Raw genomic sequence first — 23,171 nt, forward strand, 5'->3', positions numbered from 1 at the left:
TCGTGCTGACGAATGAAGAAATCAGAGAGCAACGTGAGCAACAATCTATCGTAAGTAGGCAGCCACTCATTCATAAATACTATTTTTAGGAGGAAATCGAATGTTAGCGAACGCGATTAAGAAGAGATTGAATAAAGAAGAAGGACAGAAGGGCTTTACGCTGATCGAGCTTTTAGCGGTTATCGTAATTCTGGGGATTATTGCGGTTATTGCGATACCCATGATTGGTGGAATTATAAATAAGTCTAGAGCGGACTCTAACTTGGCGACTGCTCGTCAGTTTTATGATGCCGCTCGGCTATACATTACGGCAGAAGAAAACGGAATATTCGCAAACCAAGATGTTACACTTACAGAATTGACAACTAAAGGATATATCGACCCACAAACACTCCTGCCAAGCAATAAAACACAATTAACCAATGCAAACGTTCATTTCGATGCTAACGGTCAACTGGCCAACCCTACAAATACAACAACAGGTGCGGTTACATTATATACAGGCTCAGATTCCGCTAATACTTTCCAATTTCCTGCTACTAATATCTTAAAAGCAGAAAACTAAAATGTTATTTTGGGATTAATTATTCTCTTGAGGAATCGGACCATTCCGATTCCTTTTTTAAACACCACAGCAGCTTAACCATGAGTTATTCTGTCAGAGTATGAGATCCGTGTTTTTCTAAATCCTGACAACCTCACATCCCACACAAAGGAACCTGCCCATGACCATCATTATCGCCATTTACATCACGCTGCTCGGACTGGTGCTGGGCTCCTTTTATAACGTTGTTGCGCTGCGGGTACCGGCGGGGGAGTCGCTTAATTCGCCGCCCTCGCACTGCACCGGGTGCGGGACACGCCTGAAGGCGCGGGATTTGGTGCCCGTGTTCAGCTGGTTGGCCAGCCGGGGGAAGTGCCGGCACTGCGGGGCCAAGGTGTCCGTGCTGTACCCGCTCGGGGAGCTTGCGACCGGACTGCTGTTCCTGTGGTCTTACCTGGAGTTCGGGCTCACGATCCGGGGAATAACGGCAATCGCTCTGTCGAGCTTGGCCGTGATTGTGACAGTGGCGGATATGAAATATATGCTGATTCCAAATAAGGTGCTGCTCTTTTTTACACCGCTCCTGCTTGTGCTCACCCTGCTGAACGCCGAAGGTCCCTGGTGGCTGTATTTACTGGGCGCGGTTATCGGCGGCGGCATCATTCTGCCGTTCGCCTGGTTCGGCGGGATGGGCATGGGCGATCTGAAGCTGTTCGCGCTGCTGGGGCTGGTCATCGGCTTTCCCGGCGTACTGCTGGCATTCTTCACGGCTTGTCTTCTGGGAACGCTGGTTGGCGGCACGCTGCAGTTGACAGGTGTCGTAAAACGCGGACAGCGGGTCCCATTCGGCCCTTGGCTGGCTGCGGGAGCGCTGCTTGCCTACGGTTATGGCTCACAGATTATCGGCGGGTATCTCTCGCTTATCCATTAGGAGGATTATTGCTCATATGCTTGGACTTCAGAATTCTGCGGCCGGTCTTGCGATTGAGCAGACGGGAATCCGCTACATCAGCTTGAAAAATAAAAAGTCGTGGGAAGTCCGCAAGAAGCGGTACCTCCCGCTTTCGCCGGGCATGATTGTGGAGAATCAGGTCGCCGACAGCGAAGCCCTGCTGGAAAGGGTCAAGCAGTGGGTCAAAGAGGAGAAGCTGCGCGGCAGCCGGGTCGCCTTGTCTCTTCCGCCCTCTCAGATCATCATCCGCAAAATGAGCATCCCAAGCACGAATCCGAAGCAAGTGGAGCAGCTTGTGAAGCTGGAGGTGGAGACGGGGCTGCATCTGCCCTTTGAAAGCCCGGTATATGATTACGTCACGATCGATGTCGATGAAGAGACCAGCCATTTGCTCGTGTTCGCTGCGCCCCGTAAGCCGATCCAGGATTATATCGATATATTGGAAGGGGCGGGCCTGCGTGTAAGCAGCGTAGAGATTGCAACAACCGCACTGGCCCGCAGCCTCGCACTCGGACAGAAAGCGCTGTTCGAGGAAACCATGCTGATCAACATCGAGCAGACCACACTCGACGTATATATGTTCCGCAGCGGAAACCCGGTGTTTATCCGGACCATTAACCAAATGGATTTGAACAGCGGAGTGCAGCCGGCTTTTCACCCGGACAGAGGATATGCCAGGGAAGCGGCGGCTGCGTCTGAATTCGCCGATAATTTGCTGACTTCCGGTCAAATGGTGGAGATCACCGCTGAAATCTCGCGTATGCTCAACTTCTACCAGTACAGTCTGCATGACGGGACCACCAGAATCCAGAATGTGCTGATTGCCGGTCCCCAGCAGATCCGCCGCCAGTTGTTGGAGGAACTGAAACAGTCCCTGACGGAGCTGGAGGTAACTACGATCGGTCTGGAATACTCCGCAGACGGCGGTGCTGTTACCGATCCCGAACTGAATGATTACCGGGTAGCGGCCGGCGCTGCTCTGCGGGGCAGTAAATATTTGTCAATCAATCTACTGCCTAAAGAAGACCGCGAAGCGGTGCTATTTCCCTACGTTGCTGCCGGGCTTGCCGGCGTATTCTTGCTTGTTGCACTGGGAACCGGCTACTTCTACGTGTCGAACAAAGGGCAGATCGCCGATAATGAACAGCAAATTCAGGGGGCATCGGATCGCTCGCTGATGCTGCAGGCCGAACTGGCGAAGCTGAACGGAACCTCAGGCGTGCTGAACCGGAAAGCGGCTGTCGATGAAATTATGGCGTATAAAATGGATATCGTAGCCGTGATGACAGAGTTGGCTTACGGGCTGCCGCAAGGCAGCATCATGCGCAGTGTCAATTATACGTACCTTACCTCCATTGATCTGACTGTAAGGGTTTCAAGCATGGAGGCCGCCTCCATTTATCTGGCCAATCTGCGCAAAATGTCCTTCACGGTCAGTGCGGAAATCCAGAAGCTGACGGAGGGCGACACAGCGGCTGAGTCCGGCGCAGCCTCGGCTTACGGTTCCTATACCGCTGTTTATCATGTGAGTCTCATCAAGCCGGCGGCTGCCGGTACAGATGGGCAAAATGCCGCAGGAGAGGAAGATGGCAGTGGAACAACTGAATAAATACCGGTCGCCGATTGTGCTGGGCCTGCTGATCCTCTTCCTGCTGCTGTTCGCTTTCTTCATGCTCGGTGTGCAGCCATCGAGCCGGGAGATCAAGGATCAGGAAGTGCAGCTAAGCCAATTGAATGAGCAGAACAGCCTACTGGAGAAAAAGATCGATGAGAAGATGAACGACACTTCCCAGCAGGCCGAGCAGGCGGAACTGCTCGCCCAGCTTCCGAAGGGAGATAACAGCGAGCAGCTGATTCTGGATTTGCGGGCAATCGGGTCCGCTACCGGAACGCGTCTGAAAGATATCAGCTTCAGTGTCGGCGACACAAACCCCATCCAAGAGATGACGGGCTCCAGTACGGCGCTTTATCCGACAGTGAAGCAGCTCAACATGACGGCTGTAGTGGAAGGGGACTACCCTGGAATTCTCAGCTGGTTGCTTGCACTGCAGACGATGCCCCGCATCGTCAATGTAGACACGTATTCGTTCCAGCGGTCATCAAGCAGTGATAATGCTCAGGGAAGTTCGAATATCATTACAGCGAACGTTACCTTCACCGCTTATTTTGAGGATGCGCCTGCAAACGAAGAAGCGCCGGAGCAGGTAACTGCGTTTAACCAGGATCAACCATGATACTGCCTTTAATCCGCCCTCCGGGGCGGATTTTTTGTGTGCTGCTCAAGGAAAAATATATATGAAGTAGACCGTCTGGGGTTTTGTGGTCAAAAGCCAATTTCTATATAATGATTGGAAATATTGGTTGAAGTAAAAATGAAGTGTGCTATATAATGTGTATATAATTACACGCCAGTTGCATATTATATATGATAAGAATAGTTTCTATACTTATGGTCGCTAATAATGGAGGGCGAGACTGTGGAGACAAAACAAATAACATCTTCGATGATTGAATTTTATAAACATAACGTTCTTTCTATTACTGAAATCACTCGAACGAACAAGCTTTCCGAGATACTTGATTCTTATGCCAATAAAAAAAGCGGAGACATCTATTTAGTCCAAAATTCAAGGAATAAGGATGCGTTAGGTGCAATTATTGATGTGGATCTTCTGCAGGAACTGCTTGAACTAAGGGATACTATTTCGAATGCTGCTGATCAATTAGTTGAAGAAATGGCAATTTCCCGACTTCATGCCTTTAATCCTAATGTCACTTTAGCTCAAGCTATACATCAAGCAGGAATTGAAGACATTGATGTGGATGAGATTATAAAGCTTAGTGATGAAGTGGAGATTTAGGAGATGTCACCAGAGGATATTGAACTAAAATTAAAGCAGTTACTTACTGTTGCGGGTTTAAACATAGAAGTAGCAATGGGCGAGGATGCGGCCAGTGATTTAAAGGGTTTCAAAAAAGAAATAAATATAATACTAGCGCTTATAGTCGCTCAAGCAAAAAAAGGTCCCCTAATTAAACCTGATGGATATGGGGAGCCGCTTTTAGGTGCTCTTTTTGGTTTTACAAAGATAAAGCCAAAGGCCTTAAGTATACGCATCGTGTACCGGCCAGTGGAATTAGCAAATGGTGCTGTACGTATGGAGATTATAGCAATTGGTCCAAGAGACAAAGAAAAAGTCTACATGCTTGCAACGCGAAGGGTAAGTTCGTTTAAAAAAGAAATGTTGAAAAGATATGCAGCTAAAAATTGAGCTCTGTAAGTAAAATTTTAATTTTCTGCTTCCCACCCCATCCGGCCCGTTTCTCCTCCCGGCTGGAGTGGGTATTTTTGCTTACAGCCGATCGTAAGTTATATCGAGCCAATTGCTGCAATGCAGGGTGTTGCACAATGATGCCAAGGGACTACACTACCGGGAGGAATGGACAAAATGAACAAGCAGAAATGGCTGAGCGGGGTAATGGCGTTGTCACTGGGATTGATCGGCGCTTCAGGAGGAGCGTTGGCGGCTCCGGTAAGCGCTGTAGAGGGCGTGAAGACGGTAGCGGCTGTTGCCGCGCCGACAGGCAAGGAAGGTCCGGCCACTATTAATAATTTGACGGTACGGAGCATTATTCCGCTGGTGGTTCATGCGGAGAAGATTTACACGTACACCAGCCAAGGCGGCAAAGTGTTTGAACCGGAGCTTTTGACATACAATGGGATGGAGTTCCGCTACCTGTCCAGTGATCTGGGCACCAAGCAGCAATTGATGAATTATGTGAAGCGGGCATTCACGCACAATGCGGCAGCCTTCTATGCACAATCCCAGTTCCTGGAGTTCCAGGGACGGATGGCACAGTATAATGCCGATGTGGGTACCCCGCTGGATTATAAACAGGCTACAGCGAGAATGATTTCGAAGAATGCCGCCACTGCCGTATTCGAGCTGGATATCCCGGTTGTGGGCGTGCAGGGGGAGATCGTAACTTCCGTAGTAAAGCTGAAGAAGGTGGAGGGATACTGGCGGATTGACATGTCGCCGGATATTCTTTTTAGACGGGGATAAGGCTAACGGCCGGGGCTAAAGCGTGTTATTCCACGCTGCCCATAAGGTCCGCAGGATAGACGACGCCGGCATATTTGCCCTGGTCCGTAATAATGATGCTGTCATTTCTCATGGCTTCGTGGCGGTTCATTGCGGCGGCCAGCGCCGTTTCAGCAGGGGTGGAAAGGTCGAGCGTCAACGCTTGGCGGTTCATCAGCTTCGATGCCGGCTCGCGGTAGATCATATCGCTGCCCGTCCGTCCGGTGACCTTCAGAAAAAAGCGTTCGCTCATCAGCAGTCCCACGGGCTCATTGCCGCTGCTGCAGACCACGATGCATTTGGACTCCGGATGCTGGAACATTACGCGCAGTGTCTCGCGGCAGGTCTGGGAGGTCTTCACGGCCGGGGCGCTGCGGAGAAAGGCAGAGAGCGGACTTACGGCTACGGTACTCATGATGGATCATCCTTTCTGTATTAGGTGTCCCTCCAGTTTACAGCACTACCGTTAACGGCAATAACCGCGAAGGTCAGTGGAATGTAAAAATAGAGGACTAAGCATAGGACCGAATGCTGTGCATCCACAAGCTGCAATGAGTATTACGGGAACGGTAATTCAATACATTATGCGATACAAAAACGGCTGTGCCTCCTGTCACCAGGTCAAGGCACAGCCGTTGTCTATTGTCGGGCCACTTGCACCTCAGCTGTCCTTGATGCCATCCTCCACCAGCGGCTTTTTGACGGGCTCCGGCTGTACGGTGCGGCTCATGCCGCCGCGGTTGATGGCGATGACCCGTTTCTGGGCGTGGTAGACATCGCGGGACAGCTGTTTCTTCTCCACGGCTTTGCCGTCGACGAATTTAGTGATATAGGTTTCGACGATGTAGCCGGTTTTGCCGGCCTGCAGCACCCGGGTACCGCCCTTCGGCAGCGAAGGATCGCTAACGTACCTGTCGGTTGGCGGCAGCACCTCCACCGTGCGGGATTCCACATGATAAGTGACGTTCCTCGGGAAGGTGCCAAACAGCTTAATCGTTAGGCTGCGGCCCTGGACCACGGTCTTGATCACCAGCACCTTGCCGGTATTGTTGCGGAAACGGAAATTGATATAGCCTTGGGCGAAGGTGGCGTCCCGGCCTTTGGGCAGATAGTTGACCGGGACGGAATGATTGCGCCGCTCGACGATCTCAAGGCCCGCGTGCAGGGCGGCATTGTAAAGCGTGCTTGAAACCTGGCAGATTCCGCCGCCCGTGCCCGGCTGCAGCCTCCCGTTGACGATGACCGGCGCTTCGCGGAAGCCGTACTCTGCCTGGGCTTTCTCAATCGCCTTGCCGTAATCGAAGACGGCCCCAGGCGGGAGCACCGTGCCGTCCACGGCTTTGGCGGCGGCTTCCACGTTGTAGGTGCGGCCGGGGCCGCTCGTGCCGAGCGAGGTGCTGAACTGGGCGATCCGCCGCTCCACGCCCTGCTCCTTCAGCAGCTTCAGCGTAACCGGAGGCTCTTTCACCGTCAGAGGGATATCGAGCCGGATCTCTAGACCCCGGAGCTTTGCCAGGTCCTGCAGCCGGGTGGGAACGGCAGCGCGCAAAGCCTGCTCCAGCGCAGGCCAATCCACGGCAAACGAGGTCGTCTCCTCCGTATAAACGATACGGTCATCTGCGGTAATCTGACGGGTGGCGTTCACGGGAGCGCCGAAGTTCTCCTGCTCCCAGGAGGGGCTAAGGCGGTTTTTCAGTCCGGCCAGCTCCAGATGGACTCCGATGTCCCAGTGACGGGGGAAGCTGTGCCGGACACGCACGCGATCCAGCAGCCCGCCGGAGGTCAGCTCTCCCTGATGGCGCAGGAAGTCCTCCGCTTCATAAGCAATCCCCGCTTCCCGTAACGTAAGCGTCAGCTCTGCCCCGTTCTGTGTTCTCAGCACCAGCGGAACGGCTTCCAGCGCCTTCAACCGGGCCTGCGCCCCCTCAGCCACCTCCTGTGCGGGCAATTCTCCGACCGGCCAGCCGCCGAGCACCGTTCCTTTGGGCAGAACAGGCGAATTGCCGTATAAGTAGAGCCCCCCATAGACGAGTGAAGCGGCCAGCAGCAGGCTGATGAATGCGATGAGGGCGGCATGGATTTTGGTCATAGTCAATTCTCCTTCAGGGTTTCAAATTTGCGCTTCCGGCGGAGCAGGTATAGAATACAAGCTTATGAAACGGCTTCCGCAACCCGATATAATGAAGTAGATGCTTGCCTTAATAAATGTATATGTAAAGAATCGGTAAAACTTTCGGGTACTCAAGCGGTTACGAATTTGTTACAATAGATACGTCTGCAATTTATGCATTTTATGGAAAGAGCCGCATTCCGTCGCTAACGTGGCGGCTTCTATGCGCACAAGTCACAACCGGGAAGTGGTAGAGTTCATGATAGAAATGCAGGATGTATGGAAGACCTATCCCAACGGAACCAATGCGCTCCAAGGGGTATCCGTCAAGATTGACAGCAATGAATTCGTGTATGTCGTCGGGCCTTCGGGCGCGGGGAAATCCACGTTCATGAAGCTGATTTATAGAGAAGAGACGCCGACCAAGGGACAGATTTCCGTGGGCGGCTTTAACATAGGCAAGCTGAAGCCGCGCAAAATTCCGTACGTCCGCCGCAACATTGGCGTAGTGTTCCAGGACTTCCGGCTGCTGCCGAAGATGACGGCATATGAGAATGTCGCTTTTGCGATGGACGTGATCGAAGCGCCGAAGAAGATCATCAAGAAGCGCGTCAATGAAGTGCTCGATCTGGTGGGCCTGCGGGCCAAAGCGAACCGCGAACCCTCCCAGCTCTCGGGCGGTGAACAGCAGCGGATTGCCATTGCCCGGGCCATCGTCAACAATCCTTCGGTCATTGTGGCGGACGAGCCTACCGGCAATCTGGACCCCGAGACCTCCTGGGGCATTATGCAGCTCCTGGACGAGATTAATTTCCGGGGGACGACCATTGTCATGGCGACCCATAACCGCGATATCGTAAACAAGATGCGTAAGCGGGTGCTGGCGATTGAGCACGGACAGATCGTCAGAGACCAGCAGAGAGGGGAATACGGCTATGAATTTTAGGACCTTCTTGCGGCATGTGCGGGAAGGGTTCAAGAACGTATTCCGCAACGGATGGATGTCAGTGGCATCCGTCACCTCCATTGTCGTCTCGCTTTTTGTGCTGGGCGTGTTCATATTACTGGTGCTGAACGTGAATTCGATCGCCGATAAGGCGGACAGCCAGGTGCAGATCAACGTTCACTTGGCGCTCAATATTGACCAGAGCATGATCGATACCGTCCGGAACGAAATCGGTGCCATGCCGGAGGTCAGCAAGATCGAGTTCATCTCCAAGGAGCAGGGGCTGAAGGAATTCCGCGAGGATATGGGGCCGGATGCAGCCGAGCTGCTGGAAGGCTTCGATGTGGACAATAACCCGCTGCCGGACAAGCTGCTGGTGGAAGTGATCCAGCCGACGACCGTGCCGTTTGTGGCGGAGAAGATTGAGGCGCTCAATGAGAATCATCCTGAGCAGCCGATTTACAAAGTGAATTACGGCAAGGGCTCCGTGGAGACGCTGTTCAAAATAACGCGCGCGGTGCGCAACATCGGCCTTATTTTTGTCGCCGGCCTGGCCCTGATTTCCATGTTCCTCATATCCAATACGATCCGGGTGACCATACTGGCCCGCCGTAAGGAGATCGGCATTATGAAGCTGGTGGGGGCGACGAACTATTTTATCCGCTGGCCGTTTTTTGTCGAAGGGGCGCTGATCGGTCTGGTCGGGTCGCTCGTCACTTCGGGTATTTTGTATCTGGGCTATACCGCACTGACCAATTCCGTACAGGGGGACCCGATGCTGGGCCTCTCGCTGGTGCCTTTTGCCGATATTTGGCTGTATCTGTGCGGACTTCTGGTTGGACTCGGCGTGTTGATCGGCATTTGGGGAAGTACGGTGTCGATTCGCAAGTTTTTGAAGGTTTAAGGGACTTTATGACGAATTTATATATACATTTGGATCAAAGGATGGGGAGCGCGAGTTGAAAAAGATTGCCGCCGGATTAGCTGTTTCATTGCTGGCTGTCGCTTTGTGGGGACCCTCTGACGGATATGCCAAGAAGACAAGTGTAGCGGAAATCGACCAGCAGCTGAAGAAGCTGCAGCAGGAAGTGCAGGCGGCCAAGGCCGCGCAGGAGCAGGCGGCTGCCAAGACGCAGGAAGCGCAGCACTACAAGAACAAGACTACGCTCAATCTGGAATATGTATTGTCGCAAATTGAAGAAGTGAAGGGCAAGATGGATACGACGTCCGCCAAAATCGCCAGCACGGAGGAGTCGCTGACCGCGACCGCAACCGAGCTGGATGAAGCCGAAGAGCGCGTCGAGGCGCGCAGCAAGCTGCTGGAATCCCGTGTCCGCCTGATGTATACGGACGGAGCGGTCTCCTATCTGGATGTCCTGCTCTCCTCCAAGAGCTTTACCGATTTCCTGGACCGGGCCGATTCGCTCAAGATGATCGTGGATCAGGACCAGGACCTGCTCGTGCAGCATAAGCAGGACAAGCAGATTGTGATCGAGAAGAAACAGGAACTCGAAGGGCAATATGCCCAGGCCAAGCAGCTGTACACGGAGCTTGAAGGTCAGCGGAGCCTGCTGAAGGAGAAGGAAGCTGAGAAGCAGGAATTGATCGCCTATTATGACGATGAGATTCAGGAGAACGGCGAAATCAGTGCGGAGCAGGAGGCCAAGCTTGTGCAACTGGCCAGTGAACGTTCCACGCTGGAGAAGCAGAAGAATCAGCTGAAGGCGGAAGAAGCTGCGCGCAAAGCGGCGGCGGCCAAGGCTGAAGCGGCACGCAGAGCGGCTGCAGCGGCAGCCGCAGCGAAGAAGGCGGCAGCGGCTAGCAGCGCCCCGGCTTCCTCCTCTTATATCGGCGGGAACGGTCCGTTCCTGCTGCCAGTAGGCCAGGCGCGGATTTCTTCGGGTTACGGCAAACGGACGCATCCGGTGACCGGCGAAGTCGGCAAGATGCACACGGGCGTGGACTTTGCCGTGCCGCAGGGTACGAATATTCACGCCGCCGACTCGGGGACAGTGCTGGTCGCCGAATGGTGGAGCGGCTATGGGTATTGCGTCATTGTTGACCATGGCGGCGGCGTATGGACGCTCTATGGACATATCCGTGAAGGCGGGCTGAGAGTTTCGGCAGGCGACAAGGTCGACCGCGGACAAGTCATTGCCGAATCGGGATCGACCGGACGTTCGACGGGACCGCATCTGCACTTTGAGGTGCGTGTAGACGGCGTTACTGTTGATCCTATGCCGTATCTGTAAATTTAGGCGATTATAAATATAAAGTTCCCCTCCGGCATATACTGGAAGAGATGCCGTTCCTCAAGCGAACGGGACTTTTACTTGGGTGTCAGAGGATATGAAGGGACGGTGGGAGCATCATGTTGAAGAAGAGCACTGCGGCCATAATGATCGTGGCCGCGCTGCTGTGCGGCAGCCTGCTGACCTTGGGCGTGACCGGCTATGCCAATGTGTTCGGACAAGCCGCCGGGCAAGGGCTGGCGGCAGTTCTGCCGGGTACGGGCGGGCTGGAGGACAAGGAAGCGCAGAAGCTCGGCACGGCCCTGAGTCTGATCGAGGGCAATTATTATGAAGAAGTGGACCGGGACAAGCTGATCGACGGCGCGGTCAACGGGATGATGGAAGCGCTGGGCGATCCGTATTCCAACTATATGGGCAAGGAGACAGCGGAGAAATTCGAGGAGAGCATCGAAGGCTCCTTCTCCGGCATCGGCGCCGAGGTATCCTCGGAGAACGGCAAAGTCGTTGTTGTCTCCCCGATCAAGGGCTCCCCGGCCGAGAAGGCGGGAATTCAGGCCAAGGACATTATTCTTTCGGTCAACGGCGAAACGCTGGAAGGCCTGGAGCTGAATGATGCTGTCGCCAAGATTCGCGGCCCGAAGGGCAGCGAAGCGGTTCTGGAGATTCAGCGCTCCGGTTCGGCAGAGGCGCTCAAGTTCACGATTGTACGCGACGATGTGAAGCTGGAGACCGTGTACGCAACGATGGAGGACAGTGTCGGCATCATCGAGGTCACCCAATTCTCGCAGAATACGGCGGAGCGCTTCAAGGAAGAGCTGGCCAATCTGGAGAAGCAGGGGATGAAGGGACTCGTCATTGACGTCCGTAACGACCCGGGCGGCGTGCTGCCGATCGTCATCGAAATGGCGGAGCAGTTCGTTCCTTCCGGCAAAGCGATCGTACAGGTAGAAGACAAGAACAAGCAGCGCGAGGTCAGTACCTCTAAAGGCTCCAGTAAGAAGTATCCGGTGGCTGTGCTGATGAACAAGGGCAGCGCCAGCGCCTCCGAGATTCTCGCCGGAGCGCTGCAGCAGTCGGCAGGAGCCAAGCTGATCGGTGAGCATTCCTTCGGCAAAGGCACGGTGCAGACCAGCTTCGACAAGCAGTTCGGCGACGGCAGCCTGCTGAAGATCACGATTGCCAAATGGCTGACGCCGGACGGCACCTGGATTCACGGCAAGGGCATTGAACCCGACATTGCTGTGGCGCAGCCGGATTATTTCGCGGTGGCGCCGATTAACAAGAGCAACACCCTGCAGTTCAATATGAACAGCACGGATGTCAAGAACGCGCAGGTCATGCTGGAAGGACTCGGCTACAAGCCGGGCCGCAAGGACGGGTATTTCGATACCGCCACGAAGAATGCGGTCAAGAAGTTCCAGACGGCTTCCAAGCTGACCGCTACCGGCGTCATTGACGCCAAGACGGCGGAGGCGCTGGAGGCAGCGCTGATCAAGGTGATTCAGGACCCGGCCAACGATAACCAGCGGAATGCGGCGATTGCCGAGATCCGGAAGGAGATCGGTGCGGCGGCGTCGAACAAGTAGAAGGCTGAGACCCAGCCTTCTTTTTTTCTAGATATCACTATGGAAATGGTGTACATATCGGATGCAGGCTTGAACATGTCGGATAGGGTGATCATAATTAACCGGAGTGAAGGAGTGTGACGGACGGTTTGACTGTGATGACTGATTGGTTGGCAAGTTGGGGGACGGCGGCACTGAAGCTGCTGATCCAGCCCTATTACTATATTGCAATTCTTTTCATTATGCTGTACTACCGCAGACAGCTTGCTTCCGAGCGGGAGATGATTCATGTTAAGCTGCACAGCTGGGGTAAGGAGACCTGGCGGAGCCTATGGACGGGTCTGGCAGTAGCGCTTCCGCTGTCCGCGGCTGCGGCCGGGCTCGGGATTTCGCTGCCTCCGGCCGCCGTCGGCCTCATCTGGGCCGTAAGTCTTGTCCTCATGCTGTTTCGCGTACGCTATTTGTGCTTTGCTTATGCGGTCGGCCTGCTGGGCATCGCCCAGTTCGTGCTTTCGTTCTTCCCGGACAGCCTGCGCAGCGGCTGGCCGGGCACGGTGGCCGGCGCGCTGCGGGCAATGGACATACCGGCGCTGCTGGTGCTGGCGGCGCTGCTCCATCTCTGCGAGGCGCTGCTGGCCCGCTGGCAGGGCGCCGCGCTGGCCACGCCGCTGTTCCTTGCCGGCAAGCGCGGCAAGGTGGTCGGCGCCTACCGGCTGGAGGCCTTCTGGCCTCTGCCGTTGTTCCTGCTGCTCCCCGCCGGGGCCGGCGGCGGGGAGCTTCCCTGGCAGCCGCTGCTGGGCGGCAGCCTGGGGCTGGTCGCTTTGCCGGTGCTGACCGGCTTCAGCGACGTGACCCAGGGCCTGCTGCCTGCGCGCAAGGCCGCCCGCATCGCCGGACGGCTGGCGCTGTCCGGCCTGGTCCTGCTCGGCGCCGCGGCGCTGGCCGCCTGGTGGAGCCCGCTCACGCTGCCGGCGGCATTGCTCGCGGTGCTGCTGCGCGAAGGCCTGTTCCACTACGGCGCGCTCGAAGAGCGCGGCCTGAGCCCGGCCTTCGTACACCCTCCCGCCGGCCGCAAGGTGCTGGCGGTGCTGCCGGGCAGCCCGGCCGAGGAGCTGGGTATCCGGCCGGGCGAAGTGCTGTTGAAGGTCAACGGTGTCCTGTTGACCGACGCCGCAGCGCTGCATGAAGCGCTGCGCATGAATCCGGCCTTCTGCAAGCTGGAGGTGCAGAACCTGGAGGGCGAGAGCAAGTACCTCCAGCGCGCGATCTACGACGGCGATCACCACCAGCTCGGCATGATCCTGGCGCCGCATAGCGAGGAGCTGATTACCGCCGGGGCGAAGCCGCCGGGGATCTTCGGCATCATCGGGCGCAGGACCGGAACGCTGCGGCGCCGTCCGGCTCAGGACGGCCTGAGCCGGGGAGCGGCGGCCGAGCCAGCGCAGAAGCCGGCTAAAGGCTGATTCCATTATAAAAGCTGCGGCCGGCAAGGGCTTCTTGCCGGCCGCAGCTTTTATTTTGAAGCTGGCTCCGAGACAGTAGATTTATTCAGAAAGGTTAATTCATGCAGAATTACTTCTTTACAAAGGTAGCAGCCTCATCTCCACTGGATAAACAAGAGTTGTTCAGGCTGTGAACCGACGATCCTCGTTCAGTTCTCCAAGTAACCACTGCACGGCCCTCTCCTAACAACGGTTCACCCGCTGTGGCTGTATGCTGAACCCCGCGGAAATATTCCAGACAGCGGATTGAGCCAATGTAGCTGCCTCAATGGAAAAACCTCTTCATGTCTACCGCAAGCAGCCATAGTGTGACGCTGTCAGCCCCTTTAGAAGCAAACGGCATATTTTCCGTGACGAAAAATATGAAATAAACGTGAATTATGTCGAATTAATACCATAGTATGTAATAAAGAAATTCATTCTGGGAAGAAAAATGTCGAAAAAGATAGTATGACAGAATTTCAGGGGGAAACAGAATGGAAGGTAAAACCAACAATGAATTCAAAAAGACTGCGGGGGCAGGCGTAAACGACAAGCTAAAGCTTTGGGGCAAACGTGCTGTCCGGGAAACCAAGACGATGAGGGGCAAAATGATCGTTTCTTTTCTTGCCGTTCTTCTGATTCCGAGCTTGGCGATAACCTTCTTTTCTTATAAAAGCGCAAAGGATGAAGTCCGGTCCCAAATCCGGGAAACGAGTATCAATACAATGGAGCTGACCCGCACGAATATTGGGCAATACATGTTGCCGATTATGAATAACCTCGATGAGTATGTGCAAATGTTCGGCTCCGATGCAGCTGATACTCCAGAACAGTCAGTGAATTTCCTGGATATCATTATAAGTTCACATCCTGAGATCAGCAGTATAATCATCGGTAATGATGAAGGGGCGTACATCGACTCTTCGGATGATGAAGTTGAAGGCTATGATCCGCGAGAGCAGGAATGGTACAAACAATCTATGGCTGACACCTCCAGAATCTATATTGGAGAACCGACACAGAATGTTTCTACAGGTAAATGGATTATTACCCTTGCCAAGGCTATGCCGGATGGGCATGGCAGCATGACCTTGAATATTGATCTGGACCGGTTTGTGGATTCATTCAAAAGTGTCTCTATCGGCGAGAGTGGAATTCTGGTCATTCTGGACGAATCCAATAAAATCGTTGCGGGATCGGCTGCAGTATTTGATGTATTGGGTATGAAAGTGGGTGATGTGTTCGCGGCCTCCTCCTCCGAGGGGCAGAGCGAGCAGGTAACAGGCTCTGAAGCACCGGCCGGGCAACCGGAGGCTGCGGATTCCACGGCTGCGCAGCCGCCTGCCGATGCTACAGTTGAACCGCAAGGAGAGCTTACAACGTCAGGGAAAATGAACGGGGATGGAATGCCTGCTGCAGCCGGTGAAATTCCGGTGTCCTCACAGATCGTGCCATATGGTGACTTGGAGTTGGAGGTTTATAGCAGTACTGAGCCTATGACCGGATGGAAAATGTCCGGCATGATTTTCACAAGTGAATACACGGCTGCGGCCCGGCCAATCCTCTATAAGAGCTTAATGGTCATGGGGGCTGCCATGCTGCTCTCCGGAATTTTGATTTTCATCATCCTACGGTCGTTTCTAGTTGCCTTGACCAAGCTCAGAAAAGGGGTGCGCGAGATCAGCGAAGGTGATCTGTCGGCAAGAGTCCACCTCCAAACTAAGGACGAATTCGGCCAGTTAGCCTCGGACTTCAATCAAATGGCGGAATCCGTTCAAAGGGTAGTCACCGAGATTAATGAGACTTCTGGTATGCTGAACGAATTCTCCCAGGCGATCAAGGAAAGCACGGACCAGACCGCCCAATCTGTCAAACATGTTGCTGAGACTACACAGGAGACAGCGGAAGCCGCTATCAGCAGTGCTGAATCTTCGGGTGAAGCCGCAAACGCGATGGAAGAGATGGCCCGGGGTGTGGGCGCAATTGCCGAATCAGCGGGTGTCATTGTGGATGCCGCAAGCCGGACGGAGCAAGAAGTAGCCGGAGGCAGCAGGACTATTCACGGTGTCCGTCAGCAGATGGATCAGATCCTGGGCTCCGTCGCGAGAGCAGGTGAATTGATGGAGGAATTGTCCAGGCTGTCCGGAGATGCCGGCAGAATGAGCGAAGCCATCACCGATATCGCCAACCAGACCGGTCTGCTCTCGCTGAATGCTTCCATTGAAGCGGCAAGAGCCGGAGAGCACGGACGCGGATTTGCCGTTGTAGCCGGTGAGGTCCGCAAGTTATCTGACCAGGCGAAGCTGACGGCGAAGGATATCGGTAAGACGCTGGGACGGATGCTCTCGTTAATCAGCGAATCCAATGAATATATGAACAGCGAAGTCCGGAGCAAGGTAAATGAAGGTCTTCGAATCAGTGAAGAAGCGACAATGAGCTTCGGCAACATTGAACGGTCCACGTCACATATCGTGGATCAGATTCAGGGGATATCCGCAGTGGCTGAACAAATGTCGGCCAGCACACAGCAAGTATCCGCAACCGTAACGGAATTGGCGGGGATGTCCAAACAGACGGCTGAAGGAGCGGAGACGACCTCGGCAGCGGCAGAGGAGCAACTGGCGGCTATGGAAGCCATTGCGGCTTCCTCGCAGGAGTTAGCCGGCCTTGCGTTTAATCTCACCAGCGTTGTATCGAAATTCAAAGTATAGAATTCGCCAGATCCAAGATCAGTTCCACATAAAGAAGCCACTGTCTCCAATTTGGGCAGTGGCTTCTTTATGTTTATTTTCGGACGGATCAATACTGCTCATCAGCAGAAGTCCCGCTGCGATCCTCATTGCCCCTGCCGCTGCTTCCAATATAGGATCGCGATCTGCGTGCGGTCGCGCAGGCCGAGCTTGCCGAGAATCTCGGTGATGTAATTCTTAACCGTGCCTTCGCTGAGGAACAGCTCGGCAGCGATCTCCTTGTTGGTATGGCCTTCGGCAATGGAGGCGACGATTGTTTGCTCTGCCTTGGTAAGCCCGTAACTCTCCAGCGGAGGCGTTGCCTCCGGGCGGGAGGCAGGCTGCAGGAAGCCGGTCAGCTTGCGGGCGATATCCGGGTGAATGAGCATATTGCCTTCGTGCACCGTCTTGATCCCCTGGATGATCCGGTCCGGAGGGATATTCTTCAATAGGTAGCCGCTGGCCCCGTTGCGCAGGGCTTCGATGATATATTCATCATCGTCGAAAGTGGTAAGCATGAGCACCTTGACCTGCGGAAATGCAGACTTAATGAGACGCGTGCCTTCTACCCCATCGCAGTCCGGCATGCGGATATCCATCAGGATGACATCGGGCGGGGACTGCTCCTGCAGCAGCGCCAGTGCCTCATGGCCGTTGCCTGCCGCGCCGGTCACCTGGATCTGCGGATCAAGTCCGGCCAGCACCTTCAGGCTCTCGCGGATAAAAGGATCGTCGTCAACGATTACGACATGAATCATGGCTGGAACAACCTCCTTAACCTACAGAAATGTCTAGCTCTCCATTTATATACCAATCATAGTCCCAGACTGCGGAGCCTATTCACTAAATGCAGGCTACACAATCTCCTGCTGGCTGAAGACCGGCAACCGGGTCACAACCGTGAACGGCGCAGCTCCTGTACATTCGACAGTGCCGCCGATCAGGCTGGCCCGCTCCTGCATCCCCCGCATGCCCATGCCGCCCCCGTCCATCAGCCGTCCAAGCGCCTCACGGCCCGGAAGTACACCGTTATTGGCGATTTCCATGACAACTTCCGTCTCGCGGTAGGCCAGTGTAATCCATATGGAGTCCGCTTTGCCGTGTCTGAGCGCATTCGTAATGGCTTCCCGGGCATTTTTATAAAGCACCACCTGAATACTTGGATAGAGCGGGTAAGCCATGCCCTGCACATGGTAAGCCGTCTTAATGCCGGTATCACGTCCCGTCTCTTCCAGCAAACGGTCAAGATCATAGGTTTTTTCATGCCGGGGATCATTATGAATCCGTTTAACGGCGGCGCGCATCTCGTCCATACTGGCGGCAAGCTGATCGCGGATTTGGTTCATCATGCCCATCCCTGTTTCAGGCGAGACAGGCAGCGTATGGATGGCCGCTTCCACCATCATTTTGACCCGGATCAGCCGGTGGCCGATATCATCATGGAGCTGGCGGGAGATCCGGACACGTTCCTCAGTCTGGGTAGCATTCTCGATCTGGGCGGTAAATTGCAGCAGCTGCGTCCGGGCCTCATCCAGCTCGAAATGCTTCCGGCGCAGCTCGTCATACAGGAGCAGCGTTTCTTCGCGTCCGCGTCCGGTTTTATGCAAGAGACCGTTCAGCACCCACGCCAGCAGCAGCGTCAGATTCATCGCCCCCCACTCCAGCAGACCATTCTGATTGACCGCAAAGGCCAGATTAAGCATGAGCAGGTGAAGACAGGAAAGACCGACGGACACCCGCCGTTCGCGCAGAGCGGAATAGCTCAGCAGCGTGGAAACGGCGGGGAAAATCATCAGGAACCCGTAATGGTAGCACAGCCAGGAGGAAAGAAACAGCTCACAGGCGGCGGCAGGTACAGGCATTACTTTCGGAATCCGCGCACGTACGGTTACAAGCAGGAGCAACAGCAGAAAATGCAGCGTGAACAGCTCATAACTGGCGTAGGTATATGCATATATGGAGAGAACGGCCGGAAAAATGATAAGCCCGTAGCGCAGCATTGCAAATTCTCGGTTCAAGGGAGTTCATCCTTTGTGGTATGCCATAGCGATAAGTCCATCTTAGCATATTCTTCCTTCCCGGCAGGAGATGACTTTCGTCACCTTCAGAACATGACGCAGGCTACCTTCGCCGGCACCCCTGCCGGTTTACAATGAAATACATAGTAGAACAGGAACAGGAGCGATGTTCAGATGGCAATTGCGGAACTGAGCAATGTTGTGAAGCGGTACGATCAGAAATTAACGGTGGATCATCTCAACGTCACGATTGAGGAAGGGGAAATCTTCGGCCTGCTCGGCCCGAACGGCGCAGGCAAAAGCACCACCATCAACATGATCTGCGGGCTGCTGGCGCCCGACGGCGGCGAGATCCGCATCGACGGCCTGTCGGTGAAATCGAATCCGCTGGACGTCAAGAAACGTATCGGGCTAGTTCCGCAGGAATTGGCCCTGTATGAAACGATGAGCACGGCCGAGAATGTGGCCTTCTTCGGCAAACTGTACGGCTTGCGGGGGAAGCTGCTGAAGGAGCGGGTGGAGGAAGCGCTGGTATTTACGGGATTAAGCGACAAGGCCAAGGATAAACCCTCCACCTTCTCCGGCGGGATGAAGCGGCGGCTTAATATCGCTTGTGCGATTATGCACCGTCCGAAGCTGATTATCATGGATGAACCGACCGTCGGCATTGACCCGCAATCCCGCAACCATATCCTCGAGTCGGTGAAGACCTTGAATCAGATGGGCTCGACCATTATTTATACCAGCCATTACATGGAGGAGGTCGAAGCGATCTGCGACCGGGTGGCCATTATGGATAAGGGGCATATCATCGCCTGCGGCACGGAGAAGGAGCTGCGGGAGAGAGTGGCCCATGAGGAGAAAATCGTTATCAAATCCGGCGCCGGTCCGCTTGCTCCGGAGCTGATTGACGAGCTCGGCCTGCATCCGCGGATCAACCGCGTGAAGACCCTCGAAGATACTGTGGAGCTATATCTGCCGTCTTCGCAGAGCGAGCTGCAGGACATCTTATTTATCTTTGCCAAGCACGGAGGCGTTATTGCCTCCCTGCAGATTGAAGAGCCGGATCTGGAGACGCTGTTCCTCAGCTTGACGGGGCGGACCTTACGGGATTAGAGAGAGGGGCAAGAAGGATGAATAATATATGGACCATTGCGGTGAATGAGCTGCGGATGCTGTTTCGTTCCCGCACAGTAATACTGAATACCTTTCTGCTGCCGCTGGTGCTCATTTTCCTGCTCGGTACGGCGCTCTCGGGAGTAGTTGGCGTCAAGAGCGACGAGAGCATCGACCCGGTCCGGGTGGCCATGGTGTATGAAGGCGGGCAAGCAGGCAATGCGGCTATGGTAGCGGATTTTGTACAGTCGCCTGAGCTGACCGATTACATTATACCGTCGGAAGCTTCCAGCCGGGAGGAGGCCGAGAATGGCCTGCGGAGCGGGAAGTACGGTTATGCGGTCATTGTGCCGCAGGACTTCGACAAGAACGTGCAGAGCGGACAGGATGCACAGCTGGAATATATCTTAGGCAAGAAACGGATGGACAATACCGTTGCCGGAACGGTGTTCGATAACTTTCTCGGCTCGATCAACTACCGGCAGTCGGCGGTGCAGGTGCTGGGTCCGCAGGCTGCGGCCGCGGCCCTGGCTGAACCGGCACGCCAGGAAACGGCAGTGAAGCTGGGGGATTTAAACAACGGGGGCCGGAATTACACGGCATCGCAATATTATGCGGCTTCCATGCTGCTGATGTTTCTGCTCTACAGCGGCCTCGATGTAAGCGGATCGCTCTTCGGCGAGAAGGACCGGCACACGCTGTACCGGATCAGCTCCATGCCGGTCACCGGGCGCGAATTATTTACGGGGAAAATGCTGGGCGTCGGTATCGTAACGGCGCTGCAATGCGCCACGATTATAATCCTCAGTAACCTGCTGTTTGGCGTGTATTGGGGCAACCGGCCGTGGCTGCTGGCCTTGTTCTGTCTGCTGATGATTTTAATATCAATGACATTCTCGGTCATCGTCTCGATGTTCTGCAAGACGCATACGACCGCCAACACTGTGGTCAATTTCGTCACCGTAGGCATGACGTTTCTCAGCGGCGGCATGACGCCGCTTCCCGATGCATGGATTAACAGCGTGGGGAGCTTCACGTTCAACCACTGGGCGCTTGATTCCATGATCCGCATGATGCTGCACTCGGGACTGTCCCAGCTGCTGCCGAATCTGTGGGTCCTGTCGCTGATCGCACTGGGTTTGCTTGGCGCGGCCATTTTGTCATACCGGAAGGTGGGGTACCATGCATAAAATAATGGCGATTGCCTGGAATATGGTGAAGCGGACGATCGGCTCCCGCAAGGGAATCCTTATTCATATTCTGGTGCCGGCACTGGTGGTGGCAGGAATCATCTTCATCACCGGGGGAATGGAGGGCAGCAATCCGGTCTTGCTGTACGGCAGCCAGGACACGGGCACCGCAGGAAGCCATCTGCTTACCGAACTGGAGAAGACCGGAGGCTACACCCTGAAAGAAGCTGGGGATGAGGCGGCGCTGAAAGAAGCGGTCATTGCCCAGGAAGGAATGGCCGGAATCTGGATTCCCGCCGACTACACTCAGGAGATGCTGCAGGGGACGCGGCCGGAGCTCAGCCTGTATGAGCTGAGAACAAGCGAGGATTCCATTCTGGTCAAGATGAACATCGATACGATCGTCTCTGAAATGACGGCGGCCGCAGAGCTGATCCAAGCTGCGGGTCCAGACGGCGCTGCGGCGCAGACGGCACAATTCGCTGCAGTCCTGGAACAGGCCGGGCAGCATCATGTGGGCAGCATCCGTACCGATTATGATCTGTATCCCCGGGAGACGCTTGGGGTTGCTACCGGCCTTACCCTGATGTTCCTGATGAACCTGGTCTCCAGTACGGTAACGCAAATCTTGAGGGACCGGACGGGGCGGACCATGATGCGGATGTACAGCGCTCCGGTGCGTGCTTACGAGATCACTCTCGGCAATTTTCTCGGCAGCTGTCTGGTTGGCTTCATTCAGATCTTCGTCGTGCTGGCGCTCGGCAAATGGGTGCTCCGTTACGACTATGAGGTATCCATGCCCTTCTATTTCCTCGTACTGGCGACATTTATGCTCGTAGCGATGGGGATCGCCGCCACGATTGCCGGTCTTGTACGCAATCCGATGAATGCCGGAATGATCAACATGCTGATTCTTACCCCGACCTGCATGCTCGGCGGCTGCTTCTGGCCGTTGTCCGTCATGCCGGATTACATGCAGAAAGCGGCCAACTTCGTCCCGCAGAAATGGGCGATCCAGGCCGTGGACATGGCTTCGACCGGCGGCGGCTGGGATGTGCTCTGGCAGCCGTTCGCCGTGCTGGGGCTGATGGCGGCGATTCTGCTGGTGCTTGGCTCTTCGGTGCTGCGCCCGAACGAGGCCGGAATCGGCGCCTAAACCGAACAGCTGCTTCACCAATGCCTACTTCGCCGAGCGTATGATGGCCGGCATTACAAATTGATAGCCCTCCGCCAAATGAGACGCAAACAGCCATTCCTTCAGGAATGGCTGTTTTGCATGGACCGCTTCAGCCTTTGGACTTCAAGGCAACGAAAGGTGCATACACAGATTTCATTTTGATGAGACGATGGGGTAACACGTCGTCATGAGAGGTCAGAGGTCAGTTCCCAGTACTCTCATAACGCGACAGGCCGAAGCGGAAGATGCCATAGGAAGCGAGGGCCATACCTGCGGCCGCTACAGGAGCGAGCATCCACCAGCCGGACCATTCGCTTTTGCCGAAAATGTAAGTGGCGGGGAAAAAGCTGATAAACGCATAAGGCAGCACCGTGGAAATCAAAATCCGGATGGCCTGCGGGAACAGGGTAATCGGGTACTTCGCCAGGTCGGCCAAATTATGCACCATCAGCGGAAAGGCGTTGCCGGCATTGCGGATCCAGAAGGCGGCGGAGTTGCCGGCCAGGTTGATCGCCACCCGGATAATAACGGCGGTCACCAGCAGCAGTACAACCACCGCAGCCTTGCCCGCTGTCCAATCCACATGGCCGCGCGCCAGCGACTGCCAGACGATGACGCCGCCGATCAGCAGGTTGCCGAGGCCGTTGATGCCGATCCCCGTGCAGAACACCTGCAGCACCACCGGCACCGGCCGCAGCAAATAGCGGTCCATCTCCCCGAAGTTCACCAGCCTGGACATGCGCCAGGTCCCCTCGAAGAACAGGGAAGCCACGCCTTCGGTCAGAAAGATCATCGCGTACATAAATGTGACCTCCCAGAATTGCCAGCCGTTAATATCGGGAATACGGTCATAAATCACCCATAAGAATATAAATCCAAGCACCTGGGTGAGCGCTGCCGAGCACATTAAGATGTAGAAGTCCTTGTTGTATTCCAGAATGGCTTTGAGCTGCTGCACATAAAGTCTCCGGTACAAATAAAACATCCGCCCTAAGGACATGGT

Annotated in this window: 21 protein-coding genes; 16 read left to right on the forward strand and 5 right to left on the reverse strand. The window is 54.9% G+C overall.

Annotated elements, in window-relative coordinates:
- The first annotated feature begins 100 nt into the window (after positions 1-100).
- The 7 genes from F1381_RS05375 to F1381_RS05405 all read left to right on the forward strand — a co-directional run bounded on the left by F1381_RS05375 (position 101) and on the right by F1381_RS05405 (position 5,563).
- Positions 101-565: a type II secretion system protein gene (locus F1381_RS05375; protein ID WP_151733786.1), complete on the forward strand. Its 465-nt coding sequence runs from the start codon at positions 101-103 to the stop codon at positions 563-565.
- A gap of 160 nt (positions 566-725) precedes the next feature.
- Complete coding sequence (locus F1381_RS05380; protein WP_151733787.1) at positions 726-1,475, forward strand: prepilin peptidase; 750 nt, start codon at positions 726-728, stop codon at positions 1,473-1,475.
- 16 nt (positions 1,476-1,491) lie between these two features.
- Entirely contained in the window at positions 1,492-3,105 is a 1,614-nt protein-coding gene (gene pilM, locus F1381_RS05385) for a pilus assembly protein PilM (protein ID WP_187355203.1), read from the forward strand.
- Positions 3,083-3,730 carry a type 4a pilus biogenesis protein PilO gene (gene pilO / locus F1381_RS05390; protein WP_187355204.1) on the forward strand — a complete coding sequence of 216 codons (648 nt, stop codon included), beginning with the start codon at positions 3,083-3,085 and terminating at the stop codon, positions 3,728-3,730. Before pilM ends, pilO begins: the two co-directional genes overlap by 23 nt.
- A gap of 243 nt (positions 3,731-3,973) precedes the next feature.
- The gene (locus tag F1381_RS05395) at positions 3,974-4,357 is read left to right on the forward strand and encodes a hypothetical protein (protein WP_151733790.1); all 384 of its coding nucleotides are present in this window, start codon (positions 3,974-3,976) and stop codon (positions 4,355-4,357) included.
- A gap of 3 nt (positions 4,358-4,360) precedes the next feature.
- Positions 4,361-4,768: a hypothetical protein gene (locus F1381_RS05400; RefSeq protein WP_151733791.1), complete on the forward strand. Its 408-nt coding sequence runs from the start codon at positions 4,361-4,363 to the stop codon at positions 4,766-4,768.
- A gap of 177 nt (positions 4,769-4,945) precedes the next feature.
- Positions 4,946-5,563 carry a DL-endopeptidase inhibitor IseA family protein gene (locus F1381_RS05405; protein ID WP_187355205.1) on the forward strand — a complete coding sequence of 206 codons (618 nt, stop codon included), beginning with the start codon at positions 4,946-4,948 and terminating at the stop codon, positions 5,561-5,563.
- 25 nt (positions 5,564-5,588) lie between these two features.
- On the opposite strand, the gene F1381_RS05410 is transcribed toward F1381_RS05405, so the two are convergent.
- Positions 5,589-5,996: a CBS domain-containing protein gene (locus F1381_RS05410; RefSeq protein WP_151733793.1), complete on the reverse strand. Its 408-nt coding sequence runs from the start codon at positions 5,994-5,996 to the stop codon at positions 5,589-5,591.
- 246 nt (positions 5,997-6,242) lie between these two features.
- Positions 6,243-7,670, reverse strand: a complete 1,428-nt coding sequence (locus F1381_RS05415) for a VanW family protein (protein WP_151733794.1) — start codon at positions 7,668-7,670, stop codon at positions 6,243-6,245.
- Positions 7,671-7,950: 280 nt separating this feature from the next.
- On the opposite strand from F1381_RS05415, the gene ftsE reads away from it, so the two are divergent.
- The 6 genes from ftsE to F1381_RS05445 all read left to right on the forward strand — a co-directional run bounded on the left by ftsE (position 7,951) and on the right by F1381_RS05445 (position 16,649).
- Entirely contained in the window at positions 7,951-8,637 is a 687-nt protein-coding gene (ftsE, locus tag F1381_RS05420) for a cell division ATP-binding protein FtsE (RefSeq protein WP_151733795.1), read from the forward strand.
- Positions 8,627-9,541, forward strand: a complete 915-nt coding sequence (gene ftsX, locus F1381_RS05425; protein WP_151733796.1) for a permease-like cell division protein FtsX — start codon at positions 8,627-8,629, stop codon at positions 9,539-9,541. The genes ftsE and ftsX overlap by 11 nt, the downstream gene beginning before the upstream one ends.
- Before the next feature lie 55 nt (positions 9,542-9,596).
- Positions 9,597-10,889 (forward strand): murein hydrolase activator EnvC family protein, encoded by a 1,293-nt coding sequence (locus F1381_RS05430; RefSeq protein WP_151733797.1) that lies wholly within the window; start codon positions 9,597-9,599, stop codon positions 10,887-10,889.
- A 119-nt stretch (positions 10,890-11,008) separates the two neighbouring features.
- A complete protein-coding gene (locus F1381_RS05435) occupies positions 11,009-12,475 on the forward strand; it encodes a S41 family peptidase (protein ID WP_151733798.1) in 1,467 nt (488 codons plus the stop codon).
- A 137-nt stretch (positions 12,476-12,612) separates the two neighbouring features.
- The gene (locus tag F1381_RS05440; protein WP_187355206.1) at positions 12,613-13,917 is read left to right on the forward strand and encodes a PDZ domain-containing protein; all 1,305 of its coding nucleotides are present in this window, start codon (positions 12,613-12,615) and stop codon (positions 13,915-13,917) included.
- 515 nt (positions 13,918-14,432) lie between these two features.
- Complete coding sequence (locus F1381_RS05445; protein ID WP_151733799.1) at positions 14,433-16,649, forward strand: methyl-accepting chemotaxis protein; 2,217 nt, start codon at positions 14,433-14,435, stop codon at positions 16,647-16,649.
- 125 nt (positions 16,650-16,774) lie between these two features.
- On the opposite strand, the gene F1381_RS05450 is transcribed toward F1381_RS05445, so the two are convergent.
- The gene (locus F1381_RS05450) at positions 16,775-17,425 is read right to left on the reverse strand and encodes a response regulator transcription factor (protein ID WP_151733800.1); all 651 of its coding nucleotides are present in this window, start codon (positions 17,423-17,425) and stop codon (positions 16,775-16,777) included.
- A gap of 96 nt (positions 17,426-17,521) precedes the next feature.
- Positions 17,522-18,685 (reverse strand): sensor histidine kinase, encoded by a 1,164-nt coding sequence (locus F1381_RS05455; protein ID WP_151733801.1) that lies wholly within the window; start codon positions 18,683-18,685, stop codon positions 17,522-17,524.
- A gap of 174 nt (positions 18,686-18,859) precedes the next feature.
- On the opposite strand from F1381_RS05455, the gene F1381_RS05460 reads away from it, so the two are divergent.
- The 3 genes from F1381_RS05460 to F1381_RS05470 are packed head-to-tail and all read left to right on the forward strand — an operon-like array spanning position 18,860 to position 22,147.
- Entirely contained in the window at positions 18,860-19,801 is a 942-nt protein-coding gene (locus F1381_RS05460; protein ID WP_151733802.1) for an ABC transporter ATP-binding protein, read from the forward strand.
- Positions 19,802-19,818: 17 nt separating this feature from the next.
- Positions 19,819-20,991 carry an ABC transporter permease gene (locus tag F1381_RS05465; RefSeq protein ID WP_151733803.1) on the forward strand — a complete coding sequence of 391 codons (1,173 nt, stop codon included), beginning with the start codon at positions 19,819-19,821 and terminating at the stop codon, positions 20,989-20,991.
- Positions 20,984-22,147, forward strand: a complete 1,164-nt coding sequence (locus tag F1381_RS05470; protein WP_151733804.1) for an ABC transporter permease — start codon at positions 20,984-20,986, stop codon at positions 22,145-22,147. Before F1381_RS05465 ends, F1381_RS05470 begins: the two co-directional genes overlap by 8 nt.
- A gap of 223 nt (positions 22,148-22,370) precedes the next feature.
- On the opposite strand, the gene F1381_RS05475 is transcribed toward F1381_RS05470, so the two are convergent.
- A complete protein-coding gene (locus F1381_RS05475) occupies positions 22,371-23,168 on the reverse strand; it encodes an ABC transporter permease (RefSeq protein WP_151733805.1) in 798 nt (265 codons plus the stop codon).
- Positions 23,169-23,171: the final 3 nt, after the last annotated feature.

The organism is Paenibacillus tengchongensis (assembly GCF_008973665.1).
Classification (GTDB): Bacteria; Bacillota; Bacilli; order Paenibacillales; family Paenibacillaceae; genus Paenibacillus_AQ; species Paenibacillus_AQ tengchongensis.